Source organism: Paenibacillus rhizovicinus (assembly GCF_010365285.1).
GTDB classification, from domain to species: Bacteria; Bacillota; Bacilli; order Paenibacillales; family Paenibacillaceae; genus Paenibacillus_Z; species Paenibacillus_Z rhizovicinus.
In genome coordinates, this window is sequence record NZ_CP048286.1 from 1284944 (window position 1) to 1297994 (window position 13051).

The window sequence follows — 13051 nt, forward strand, 5'->3', positions numbered from 1 at the left end:
TCGATTGTTCCGCCATGGGATCCGGCTCACAGCCCGTACCGTCGGCATTCTCTTCCCTACGTTAGCGGTTTCGCACGTAGAAATCAACCGGGGGCAGGCAACGTTAACAGATCCGTCACATCGTCTCGAGCTCGACCGAACTTCCTTTGCCGAACGGCTCCGAAGGCGTGACGATCAGCCTGCGGGGCAGCCTCGACCGAAGCTCCGGCACATGGCTGATGACGCCGACCGCCAGCGTTTCGTGATGCAGTTTCTCGAGCGCGGTAATAACCGTGTCCAGCAGCTCGGGATCGAGGGTACCGAAGCCTTCGTCGAGGAAGAAGAACTGCAGCGGGTATTTTCCCCGCAGCTGGATTTGGCTCGACAGCGCCAGTGCCAGCGCGAGCGAGGCCAAGAAGGTCTCCCCGCCGGAAAGCGTGGATACCGGGCGGCGAACCCCGCCGCCCGCGTCGTCGCGTATAACGAATCCGCCGCCGGAGTCGACCTCCAGCGCGTAGCGCCGCTTGGTCAGGAAACCGAGCCGCTCCGATGCCGCTCTGCACACTTGGACGAGCTGCTCCTCCGCCACGTATTCCACGAACGCGTTGCCCCGGAACACGGTTTGCAGCGATTTCAGCCTGCCGGCCAGACGTTCCATGTCCAGCCGCTTACTCTCCAGCTCATTCCAGCGCTCTTGCTTGCCGCGCAGCGATTCCAAGTCCCGTTCCGCTTTCGCGGCCACCTGAAGGTTCAGCTCGTTCTCCGCCTTCAAGCGCTGCAGAGCCGCGATCGAGTTCTGCCACTCTTCCTCGGTTAACGTTCGGCCGCCGAGCTGGTCGATCAGCAAACGGATCTGAGCCGCAATCTGCTGCTCTGACTCGCGATGCCGCGCAATGTTATCCGCGATTGCCGCTTGCTGCGCCAGCAGCGGCTCCAGCGCAGCCGCCTCTTCCGCGTGCGCGAACGGCGAGCGTTCCAGCGCAGACGCCAAATCGCTTGCGGTTTCGCGCTGCCGCTCATCGGCGGCGCGTTCCGTTTCCGCCGCCCCGGTCCGCAGCTCGGCCGCTTGCTGAAGCGCCTGTTGGGCCGCCTCATGGCTCTGCGACAGCTGCGCGTTCCGTGCACGGAGAGAGCCAAGCTCCTGCTCTGCATCCCGGATTAGCCCGGCTGCAGGCTGACCGTCCGTAACGGCAGTCAACTGCTGTTGTTTCTCGGCCAGCTGCTGCTGCCGCGCAGAGAGTGTCGCTGCCAGCTCGACAGCTTCTATCTGTGCCTCTTGGGCCAGCCTGCCGTTCTCCTGCTGCTTGCGGGCCGTATCCTCGATGTAGGTGACGCTGACCTCCAAACGGGTGCGCAGCTCGTCGGCAGCGGCTTCGCGGCGGTCAAGCTCCTGCAGCGTTTCCTCCGCCGTATGCGGCTGCAGCTCTGGACCGAACTGAGCCGCCCAGCCGGCGAGCTCGCTGCCGCGTTCTTGTTCGCAATGGTCGAATTGCGCCTGAGCGCGAACGGCCAACGCTTCTTGCGTCGCATATGCCGCCGCGCTTTGTTCCCGGCGGCGTTCCGCATCCGCGAAGCGCGTTCGGGCAGATGCGGCCGTCTTCTCGCTTGCGGAGAGCTGCTGTCCGTTCGACGAAACCAGTTCCTGCATCGCGGAAAGCACTTGTTTGTAATGCGCCAGCGCGTCCTCCGGCAGTGCTGATCCATCCGGATCCGGTGCCTCCAGGCTTGCCTCGGCGCCGGCCGGGAGCAAGGTTTCGGCCGCAGCCGCCGCTTCCGGCAGTCGGAACTGCTGAATGCGCAGCTCCGCATCGCTCTCCGGGCTGGCGTCTACATGGCCGCGCCCGGCTTCTTGCAGCGTTTCGAGCAAACGTTCCATCGTCGATTCCGCTTTCGCTTGCAGCGGGGAAAGCGTCAGCTGCAGCTGACGGAAGCCGCCGCTGAGCTCCTCCCAAGCAAGAAGCTGCGAATCCGCCGCTTCATCCGCCGCGCTCGGCAAAGCGTGACGCCCATGGTGGTCGCAGGAGCCGCAAACGGGACATGGATCCCCGTCCTTGAGATCCGCGGCCAATTGAGCGGCCAGCTGCATGCGCTGCTGCTCCCGCTGTCCTTGTCTGACGCGTTCCGTCCACGCCGGAATGACATTGGATGCGGCTAGCAGCTTGCCGCTCACGTAATCGAGCAGGCTTCGTACCGGAAGCAATTGTTCCGCTTGCGCGGTTAAAGCCGCATAGGCCAATCGATGCTCGCTCTCGGCGGTTTCCTGCGCTCGTCCCGCGTTGTCGCGCTGAACCGCAGAGGCGTCCCGCTCCTTGCGTGCCGTCTCCGTTTGCGCGGACAGCCCGTTGAATTGCTGCAGCCGCTTCGTCATGCCGCTGCGCCGTTCCCGGTCCGCGGCGGTCAGCTCGACGGCCTTCAGCTCCTCGCGCAGCTCGGTCTGCTTCGCCGTCGCGCGGCCCAGCATCTCCTGGGCCTTCGCGGCTTGCTCGCCGAAGCTGCGCTGCTTATCCGCGGCTTCGCCTGCGCGCTGCGCAACGAGAGCGATGCCCGCCGCCAATTCGGCGGCTTCGCCCTCGAGGCGCTGCGCGCCCGCGAGCTGGTCGAGCCGCAGCAGAAGCCGCGGCTCGCCAGCCTTGGCCTCGGCTGCGGCCGCCGACCACGCGGCGGCCGCGGCCTCGGCCTCGGCATGCCGCGCGGCATGCGCCAGCGCGGCAGCCTCGCGGCGCGAAGCGGCAGCGCGCAGCGCCGCTTCGGCGGTGCCTGCGGCACGCAGCGCCGGCAGCAGCCGCTCTGCTGCCGCGAGGCGCTGCAGCTCGCGCTCCAGCTCCGCCACGAGCGGCGCTTCCGCCTGCAGCTTCGCGTGCAGCGCTTCCTTCTCGCGCAGCTCCGCCAGCCGCTCGCGCACCTGCGCACGCTCCGCGTGCAGCCGATCCGCTTCCGCGAACAGAGCCCGTGCCTCAGCGGCTGCGGCAGCCGCTTCGCGGTGGCGGGCCGCCGCCGCATCCACCGCGGCAGCCGAAGCGTCGCCGAGGCCAAGCTGCTCGGCCGCCGCCTCCTGCAGCGCGGCTTCCGCCGCTTTCATGCGCTGGCTGAGCTTCAGCGCCAGCCCGTCGCCGAACCGTTCCAAACGGAACAGCCGCTGCAGCATCGAGCGGCGGTCCTTGCCGGTCAGCGACAGAAATTCCGCGAACTTCCCTTGCGGGAGCACGACCGCGCGCGTGAAGTCCTGCATGTTCAGCCCGATCTGGGCTTCCACGCAGCGCGTCACGTCCGCCAGCTTGTCCGCGATGACGACGTCGCCGGCTTCCGTCACTTCCACGAAGCGGCTCAGCGTATTGCTGACGGACACGTCGCCGCCGCGCTTGAACTGCCGTTCCACGCGGAACCGTTTCCGCTCCCCGCCGCCTTCCAAATCGAACGTGAACGCGACGGCCAGCGTTTTCTCCGCCTGATTCATAATGCCTTGCGTACCGTTGGCGGCACGCTCGACTTTCCCATAGAGAGCCAGCGTCACGGCATCCAGAATGCTGGATTTGCCGCTGCCCGTAGGACCGAAGATGCCGAAGACGCCCGCTTCGCACAGCCGCTCGAAATCAACCTCCTGCGCTTCGCGGTAACTCTGCAAGCCGCTCAATCGAAGTAAAATCGGCTTCATGCGCCTTCACCTCCCGCTTGAACTTCGATGCCGTCCGCGTCTTCGGCGACGCTCGGCGCATCATCCTCTTCCGCGATCAGCTCCAGAAACAATCGAACCGTCTCCGCATCCGGCTCTCCTCCGCCCGTCTGGCGCGAGAAGAAACGGCGGAACAGCTCCTCGGCCGGCAATTGCTCGCGGGACCGGGCATCAAGCTCGATCAGGTCTTCCATTTCCGGATAGACGGGGCGGATATGAACGAGCCCCTCGTGCTGCTTGCGCAGCTGCTGGATCTGCTGCAGCGTCATCGCTTCGGACATATGGATGCTGAGGTCGATCCACGCCCTGGCGTCCCGTCCTTCCTCCAGCCAGCTATGCACTTCGGCAATGCCTCCTTTGGCGTTCCACTGCACGAGCGGCCGCCCGGAGCTTAAGTGGATCTGCCGCGGGACAACAGGTTGACCGGGAGAAGCGTCGAAGACCGTGACCGCTTTGGCATAATTCGCTTCCGAGAAACTGTAAGCGAGCGGCGAACCGCTGTAGCGCATCGTTTCGTCGCCGGCGACCCGCTGCGGGCGATGCAAATGACCTAGCGCCACGTACTGCGCCCCGATTTGCAATGCCGACGGATCCACCGTATAGGCGCCGCCGATCTGAATCGGCCGCTCGGAATCCGTCTCCAGCCCGCCAAGCACGTAAATATGGCTCATCGCCAAGTTGACGGTATCGCTGCGGAAAGCCGTCCCAAGCTGGGCCATCAGCCGGCCGACCCGTTCCGAATACGCGCTGCGAAGCTGACCTTCATCCGTCGCCTCGCTCAGCAGCTCGCGCAGCCGCGACTCGGACGGATACGGGAGCGCGGCGATGACCGCCTGCTCGCCGGTACGCGCAACGTCGATAACGAGCGGCTTGTCCGTCGGCATGCCGACGAGCCGAATGCCGCTGCGCGCGGCAAGCGGCGCGGAAGCGGACACGCGGTCGGGATGATCGTGGTTGCCGGCGATCACGGCGATCGTACGCTTGCCGCCGTCCGCGAGGCGCGCGACGGCGTCGTAGAACAGCCCCTCCGCCGCCGCAGGCGGATTGACGGAATCGTACACGTCGCCGGCCAGCAGAATGAGGTCGATGCTTTCGTCTTTTACGATGGATGCGAGTTCGTCGACGAATGCCGCCTGTTCCTCGATGCGGCTGCGGCCTTCCAACGAACGTCCGAAATGCCAGTCGGCCGTGTGCAATATACGCATAATAATTCGTTCCCCCGTCCCATGATTAAAACAGCTTGACGGCTTTGCCGCCGTCAAGGAAAAACACGTAACATTCGTCGACCTTGCGGCCGAGGATGCCGGCGATCGCCTCTGCATAGAGCGTCAGCTGGAAACGGTGGCGTTCGGCCGCCTCTTCCCAGCGACCCGCACGGACGCGGTCGGTTTTGTAATCCAACAGCACGAGTCCCCGTTCGTCCTCGAACAGACAGTCGATAACCCCTTGAATCAGAATCGGCTCTGCCCCGATGCTTTCGGACATGCCCGGGTAGACGCGGGAAGCCGGCAGCGTGCAGCTGAACGGCGTTTCGCGTCTCACCCAGGGCGCTTCGAGCAGGCGCCGGCCGACCTCTTCCTCGAAGAAGGCCGCCGCTCCCGCAGCATCCACGGCTTCCGCCTGCTGCTTCGAGAGCATCCGCCGCGCCACCAGCCCTTCGATCACGTCCGTGATCGTCTTCTCGGTCACGCCGTCTTCGGATAGCGGAATATGCTGCATGACCAGATGGCTCACCGTTCCCCGCTCTGCGGCGGTAAGCGCAGCTTCTTCCATGAACTTCGGACGACGCAGCCGGAACGTATACTCTCCGCCGCCGTCCGCGCGTTCCACGGCGCCGGTTTGTTCGAGCTTCGCTTCCGCTGCCGGCAGCTCCGGCTGCGCAAAATCAAAGCTGAACAAATCCAGCTGATCGACTGCCGTTTCCGACTCCAAAACCGGCTCTGCCGACATGGACTCGTCGTTCCCGATAATCGCCTGGTCCACGGCCAAAGTAACGTTATCCGTGATCGGATCATCCGCCAAATCGAAATCAGCTTCAGCCAGGCCCCCTGCTCCATCCATGCCCGCAAGCTCCGGGAGCAGCAAAGCTTCTTCGTCCATCCCCGTCTCCGCGTGGAGCCGTTTCATCTCCGTCACCGACGTTTTGGCGGCGGTCAATGAGGCTTGCGCGTAAGGGTAGCTCCAGCTAAGACGACGATCGATCTCGGCGGCCCATTCAGGATCCGCTTCTTCATCGATGAGCGCGAGCTGCTGGACGGCATTCATGCGCGCTTCGAATGCGGCTCTTGCCGCTTCGTCCGTCTCCGCGCCTGCCGCTGCCTCCAAACCAAGCAGGCTCGCAGGAATGACAGAGGTCCGCCAGTCGCCGAAAGGCACAACCGTTCCTTCCGGTGCGGCTGCCTGCTCCGAACCGATTACGATCGGCTCGCCCGACGCTAAATCCGTCTCGGCTTCGCCATCCATGCTCTCGGCGTTCGCTTCGCTTATGGGAATGCCGCTATCCGCTGCACCCGGCAAGTCCATTGCGCCCGCTTCGTCTCCGATTTCGAATGCGGACGACTGTTCGACCGACATGGATATTCCCGCTCCCATCGCCAGCGGCCCGAGCCAATCCAGAAACCGCGCGGCGCCGGCGATCCGGAAATCAGGCAGCCGCCCTTCCGCGTCAAGCGCGGTTTGCCAGCGCTGCAGCTGCTTCTCGGCGTTGGCAACGGTGCCGACGAGGAACATTTTCTCCTTCGGCCTTGTCAGCGCGACGTACAGAATTCGCATTTCTTCCGCCAGCGACTCCATCGCAAGCCGCTGCTTGATCGCCAAGTACGGTAACGTCGGATAGGCGACCCGCAGTTCCGTATCGACGTAACGCGGACCGAAACCAAGCTGCTTATGCATCAGAAACGGACTATGCAGGTCTCGGCGGTTAAACGATTTGCCGAGTCCTGCCGCGAATACGACGGGAAATTCCAGCCCCTTGCTCTTGTGGATGGACATTATGCGCACGACGTCTTCCTGCTCGCCCAGCGCGCGCGCCGTCCCGAGATCGCCGCCGCCGTCCCGCATCCGGTCGATAAACCGGAGGAAGCGGAACAGCCCGCGCAGCGTAGTCGCCTCGTATTGACGGGTACGGTCATGCAGCGCGCGCAAGTTGGCTTGACGCTGCAAGCCCCCCGTCATGCCGCCGACCAGGTCGTAATAGCCCGTTTCCCGGTAAATCCGCCACAGCAAGTCGGCCAATGAACCTTGCCGGGCTTCATTCCGCCAATCTTCGAGCGCATCCAGGAAACGGCTCAGTTTGCGTCTCGTTTCTTCCGGCGCCAAGTGATCGTCCGCGGCCTTGCGCACCGCTTCGAAGTACGACACGCGCCCGCCCGCGATTCGGATCAAAGCCAGTTCTTCCGCCGACAAGCCGACGATCGGCGAACGAAGCGCCCCGGCGAGCGGAATGTCCTGATACGGGTTGTCGATCACGCGCAGGAGCGAGAGCATCGTCTCGACCTCCGTCGCTTCGAAATACCCGCTGCTCAGCTCCGCGTAAGCCGGAATGCCCTGCTGCTGCAGTTCTTCGATAATAACCGGCGCCCACTGTTTGTCCGCCCGCAGCAGAATAACGATATCCCGCCAAGCGAGCGGCCGTTTGCGGCCTTTCTTGCCGTCATACACGAGGAACGGATCTTCCGCGCCTGCGCCTTCTGCGGCCATCCCCTTCAGGCGAAGGATCTGCCTTGCGATCCAGCGTGCTTCCAATTGCACGGTCTGGAGCTCCTCCGGACTTTCCGGAGGCAATTCACTCTCAGCGGTCTCCTGGCCGGAAGCGTCATGATCGGAATCGCCCCGTTCTTCCCCGTCGTCGCTGCCGCCCCGATCGAGCACCGCAAACTCCACCGCGTAACGTTCCGGCGGCCCGCCGTCGTTCGCCGCCGGATATGATGCGCCGCATACAAGCTCCGCGCGCGCGTCATAGTCCATTTCGGCCGCTCGCTCGCGCATGATGGCACGGAAAACTTCATTGACGCCGTCCACGACCTCTTGCCTGCTGCGGAAGTTTCGCGCCAAGTCGATGCGCACGCCGTATTCCGCTTCCGCATGCTCCGAATCTGACGAAGCTTCTTCACCTGATTCGTCTGCCGCCACAGGTACTTCACCGGCCGTTAGATACGACTTATACTTGCGCAGAAACAAGCCCGGCTCCGCCAACCGGAACCGGTAAATGCTCTGCTTGACGTCGCCGACCATGAAGCGGTTGCCCTTGCCCGGGCGGCTGATCAGCGAAACGATCGCCTCCTGCACCATGTTCGTATCCTGGTACTCGTCGAGCAGAATCTCGTCGAACTGCTGCTGGTATTCCATCGCCGCCGGCGATGGCGCCATCCGTTCGGGCGTCGAGGAGCTGTCGCGCAAGATGCGCAGGCAGTAATGCTCCATATCGCCGAAATCGATCAGCCCTTTCTCCAGCTTGGCCGCCTCGAACCTTGTGCCGAACTGGTCCACTAGCTCGGCCAGCGTTTCCATGTACGGCGCCGATTCTTGCAGTTCCGCCGCGAACTGATCCGGCGAGCGCATGAACAGCTCGTCGTTCAAGCCGCCGATCATGTCTTTCACCTGTTCGCGCAGCTCCTTGACCTGTTCCTGCAGCGACTTGTCGATCGTATCGCCGCCGCGCTGTCCTTTCAGCTTGCCGAAGCTTGCCGCGGCGAAGGCTTCATGCCACGTTTCCCAGGGCTGGCTCCCCACTTTCGCAATCAAGGAACGCACGACACCCAGATCGTCTTGCAGCGTCTCGCCGTACGCCTCAGGGCCAGCCGGGAGACGCGTCAACTCGAGCGCTTGTTCCAGCAGGCTCTCCGCGCCTTGCAGCGTCAGCGCCACGCTGCCGCCGAGGCTGGACACCCATTCCGTGCGCCCCAGCTCGGCCGCATCGCTCACGCGGAAGGAGGCCGCCGTTTGCTGCAGCCAGGCTCTCGGCCAAGGGTTGCTTTGGGCGAAATTGTAAAGCTTCAGCACGAGCGCATAGAGCGGCTCATCGCCGCGTTCGCCGCCGAAGCGATCCACGAGCGACAGGAAGGCTTCGCCGCCCGGTCCGTCCATCTCGGCATACCGTTCTTCGAACAGCTCGTCCAGGACGTCCATTCGGAGCAGCTCCGCTTCCGTCTCGTTGGCAATCCGAAATCCGGGATCGAGTCCGATCAAAGAATAGTACCGGCGGATAACGTCGAGGCAGAAGGAGTGAAGCGTCGTGATGGAGGCGCGCCCCATGAGGGCAAGCTGCCTGCGAAGGTGATCGGAATCCGGCTTCTTGTCCAGTTCCTTCTCCAGCGCAATTCGAATCCGCTCTTTCATCTCGGCGGCCGCGGCCTTCGTGAACGTCGCCACAAGCAGCCGGTCGACATCGGTGTCGGCGGCAATCTTGCGAATGATTCGTTCCACCAGTACGGCCGTCTTGCCGGAGCCTGCCGCCGCCGCGACGAGAATGTTGCTCCCTCCCGTCACGATGGCGCGCCATTGGTCGTCCGTCCAAGTGCTGCCGAGCGGCTTGGCCGGTAGTTGATTGTCCATTGCTGCCGTCATGATTCGCTCTCCTCCTTCCCTTGTTCTCCGTGCTGCCCAGGCGGGTCGGACTGAACGGTCTGTTCCTCTTCTGCTTCTTCGCCGGATGCGAGCAGGTTCCAGACCTCGTCTTTGCCCGCTCTCTGCAGCTTGTTGTAGTCATTGCCATCAATAAGCGGGTCGAATTGGCAGACCGGCTTGTAATCGCAGAACTGGCAAGGCGTTTTCCCGCCCAGCCGGTAAGGCGAAATCGATACGTCGCCTCCCGCGATCCTGTCGCCGATCCTGCGGAGCGTGCCGCGGACGGATTTGCGCAAAGTTCCCCATTGCTCGTCCGACACGACGGAAGAACTGCTGTAGAAGGCGCCGTCCTTCTTGAGCGCCAGAGGAAGCAGATCGGAATACCCCGTCGACAGCGCGTTATCCATCAATCGGACGGTCTCCTCGTCCGCGAGGACAAGCCCCTTCAGCTTGAATCGCTTCAGCATTTCCGATCTGGCTTTCGCCGGAGGCATGCCGTTCGACGATGAGAGGATCGGATTGTGCACGTGGAAATAGAGCGCTCCCGCGGCCTTCGCGGGCTGTCCCAGCCATTCCGGCGCATGCGTCAGCAGCACGTCCAAGTACGTCAGCATTTGCAGCGCCATGCCGTAGGCGACTTCTTCCAGCCGCAGCTGCTTGGCACTGGATTTGTAATCGATGACGCGCAGCAGCAAGCCGTCCGTCGTTTGCGCGGCATCGACGCGGTCGATCCGTCCGACCATCTCAAGCGTCTTGCCGTCCGAAAGCGGAATCGTCACCGGAGGCAGCGGACCTTCCGGCCCGAAGCCGATTTCGAGCCCGACCGGCTTGAACGCCGCGCGCCGCGCGTGTTCGCCGAGAATAACGGCGGCTTGGCTGATAATGTCGCGCAGCTTGCGCGCCACGTATTGGTGGCGGCTGCTGCTGAACAAAATCTGCGATTGCAGCCGCAGCGCCAGCTCGCTCACGATCGCCGAGCAGTGCTCGCGCAGCTCCTCCGCCGTCAACGAGCCCCAGCGGTCGCCGAGCGTTTCCGTAAGCCGGGTAAGCGCGGCATGAAACAGCTGTCCGATATCCGGCGCAGCCAGCTTGTATTGATCCCGTTCGCGCAGACGAAGCCCGTGAATGGCGAAATGCTGAAACGGACACGAGACGAACCGTTCCATCCGCGACACGCTTCCCCGAAGCAGCTTGCCGTACAGCAGCTCCGCCGTCTCGCGGGATAGCGCCGGTTCTTCGTTCGAGTAACGGAGCGACCCCGCAAGGCGCTGGAGCTTGTCCTGCCATGCCGGCCTGACCGCGTACCAGTTATAGGTCTCCCACCAGAACGGAGCGATTTCGCTCCCGTGCCGCCATGCCCTCAGCTGCGTAATCAAATACGACAGCGTCCGGTCCGGATGCGCCATGAACGCTTGCTGTTCGGCTTCCGGCATGCTTGGCACCGGTTCTACGGCTACGCCTTTCTCCGTCAGTCCCGGGAACAGGCCTTTCACGTGCCGAATGACCTCGGACGGCAGCAGGCTCTTGCCTTCTTCGTCCGCGAGCGGCCAGCTGATCCATAGATGGCGGCTCGGCGTCGTCAGCGCGTTGTAGATCATGAAGCGCTCGTCGAGCAGCTTCCTGCGAACGCCCGGCGCCATAACGAGACCGCCGCTTTCCAGCGTCTCCCGCTCCTGCTCCGTCAGCACGCCGTCTTCTTTCATTCGCTGCGGCATGACCCCGTCGTTCGCGCCTAATAAATAACAAATTAATATATTGCCGGAGCGCGTCCGGTCCATGCTGCCGACCAGCACTTGATCGAGCGAAGGCGGCACGGAAGCAAGCTTCAAGCTTTCGATCCCCGTCTCCGCCATGCCGGCGAACAGTTCGATCGTCACCGGTTCCGTTCCGGTCATTTCCGTCAGCTGATCCAGCAGATCCATGACGCCGTCCCATAACTGCCGGTGCTCCCGTGCGCGCAGCGTATTCCCCGCGGCGATCTCCTTGCGGCTCCAGCGCTCCAGCCGGTCAGGCGCATCGACGTTCATCAGCAGCCCGTATACCGCTTCGCACATGCCCCGGACGTCCTTTGCCTTCTTCAGCTCCCGAACGAATTTCTTCAGGACGGGAACTACGGCTTCCCTCGCGGCCATCACCGCTTCGAATTCGCGCAGCTCGCGTTCCCCGGCCTGTACCGGATCGCCGTCCAGCGTGTCCCGTGCCAGCGGCTTCCACTGATTGACCGACAGCCATTTGTTCCCGTTCATGCCCGTCGCGAGCGCGTAGTTTTCCAGCAAATCGAACGTTTCCCTTGTCAGGCTTCCGTCCTCCGGAATGAGCAGCTCCGTCTTAATGCAGCGGAAAACGGCCTCGAACCGCCAGCCGTAGGTCGCGATTTCCAAAGCCGAGCGGATAAACTCAACAAGCGGATGATGAAGCGCCGCATTCTTCTGATCCAGGAAGAACGGTATGCCGTAATCGGAGAAAACCGCCTTGACGTAGTCGTTGTAATCCGGCGCATTGCGCACCATGACCGCGAGGTCGCGGTAACGCAGATCTTCGTCGCGCACGCGCTGCACGATATCCCTGGCGACGGCCTCCACTTCCGCTCTGCGTCCGGAAGCCGCGTGAAGCGAAACTTCCCCTTCGGCAAGCTCCGCCGGCGACAGCTGAAGCGCTTTTCTTCCGCCATAGCCGTAATAGCGCTCCACATGCGCAAGCATCGGGCTGTCCTTGAAACGGTAAGGCGTTCCTTCCAGCAGCAAAGGCTCCTCGATTTCCAGCGCGTTGTTCACCGCCAGGTCGCGCAGCTTCATGAATGTCTCCGCTGTCGGCCGGAACAAGTCCAGCTCATGCGGCATTTCGCCGTTCCCATACTGCTTGTCCAGACAGAGGGTCACCGTCATGTTCTTGGCATGCTGCATGAGCGCTTCCAGCGCTTCCAGCTCCTTCGGCGTAAAGCCGTGGAAGCCGTCGACCCAAATCTCGCAATCTCGCATGGAGGGCGCGTCATGGAATCCTCGAACCAGCCAGCCGAGATAGTCTTCCGAATCCACGTACAGTCCGGCGAGCTCTTGCTCCAGGCGGCTCGATATCAGCTGCAGATCGTCCAGCTTGCGGCTGAGCAGCGTGCTGCGGGAGCCCGACAAATGGTTGTCCCCGAACCCCTGCAGCGCCTCGGTGTCGATCCCGTACCGCTTCCACTCCGTCATGAGCTCGCCCAGCCGTTCGATAAACCCATGCTGGCTCTCGCTGCCTTGGAACAGCTGCAGCTCGCTGTTCAGCCGGGATACGATCTTGTAAAGCAGCATGTTCTTGCCGTTCTCGCTGATCGGCGTCAGCGCGGTCCCGCCCGTTTCCTGCATAATGCGGAAGGAGAGACGCCGAAAGCTAAGCGCTTGCGCCCGAATAGAGCCGTTCAGCTCCGGGCGATGGAGCAGCGCGTACTCCGTTTGAAAGGTAGCCTGCTCCGGCACCAATATAATAATAGGCGGGCCATCGGGCTCTGCCAAAATACGCCTGCGAATGTCGTCCAGGCAAAAATGCGTCTTGCCCGTGCCGGATCGTCCGATTACAAAACGGAGCGCCAACTCGCCCACCTCTTCCATTTTCGATTCTTTCATTCTACCATACGCTATCTATTTGTTCACGCCAAAACACAAACATTTGTTCTGAATTTGGATCGGTAAATTGTGCAATGGTCCCTTCAGCCAGCTAAGTTCATGCGTAAAAAACAACTATACTCGTTCTTTCACTTGCCGGTGTATATCTTGACATGCGTTAATATAGATGTCGGGCCGACGAAATCTTCGCGAAAGGAGCTGATCCAGTTGATCAAACACACAGAGGTGATTTCCG

4 protein-coding genes are annotated in these 13051 nt (G+C 62.7%); all 4 read right to left on the bottom strand.

The genetic code is table 11. The annotated features are described in order from the left end of the window. Positions 1–115: 115 nt before the first annotated feature. From GZH47_RS06005 to addB, 4 genes are read right to left on the bottom strand one after another with little or no spacing between them, the layout of a single operon-like run. Positions 116–3631: an AAA family ATPase gene (locus tag GZH47_RS06005; RefSeq protein ID WP_162639170.1), complete on the bottom strand. Its 3516-nt coding sequence runs from the start codon at positions 3629–3631 to the stop codon at positions 116–118. Beyond that, on the bottom strand, positions 3628–4854 hold the full coding sequence (locus GZH47_RS06010; RefSeq protein WP_162639171.1) for an exonuclease SbcCD subunit D: 1227 nt from the start codon (positions 4852–4854) through the stop codon (positions 3628–3630). The genes GZH47_RS06005 and GZH47_RS06010 overlap by 4 nt, the downstream gene beginning before the upstream one ends. Before the next feature lie 25 nt (positions 4855–4879). Continuing rightward, the gene (gene addA, locus GZH47_RS06015; protein ID WP_225446376.1) at positions 4880–9214 is read right to left on the bottom strand and encodes a helicase-exonuclease AddAB subunit AddA; all 4335 of its coding nucleotides are present in this window, start codon (positions 9212–9214) and stop codon (positions 4880–4882) included. Beyond that, positions 9211–12816 (bottom strand): helicase-exonuclease AddAB subunit AddB, encoded by a 3606-nt coding sequence (gene addB / locus GZH47_RS06020; RefSeq protein ID WP_225446377.1) that lies wholly within the window; start codon positions 12814–12816, stop codon positions 9211–9213. Before addB ends, addA begins: the two co-directional genes overlap by 4 nt. Positions 12817–13051 lie beyond the last annotated feature (235 nt).

What these genes read in the sequence shown, in the direction of transcription:
- GZH47_RS06005 (WP_162639170.1), bottom strand. Translation starts at nt 3,631, where the DNA reads ATGAAGCCGATTTTACTTCGATTGAGCGGCTTGCAGAGTTACCGCGAA.
- GZH47_RS06010 (WP_162639171.1), bottom strand. Translation starts at nt 4,854, where the DNA reads ATGCGTATATTGCACACGGCCGACTGGCATTTCGGACGTTCGTTGGAA.
- addA (WP_225446376.1), bottom strand. Translation starts at nt 9,214, where the DNA reads ATGACGGCAGCAATGGACAATCAACTACCGGCCAAGCCGCTCGGCAGC.
- addB (WP_225446377.1), bottom strand. Translation starts at nt 12,816, where the DNA reads ATGAAAGAATCGAAAATGGAAGAGGTGGGCGAGTTGGCGCTCCGTTTT.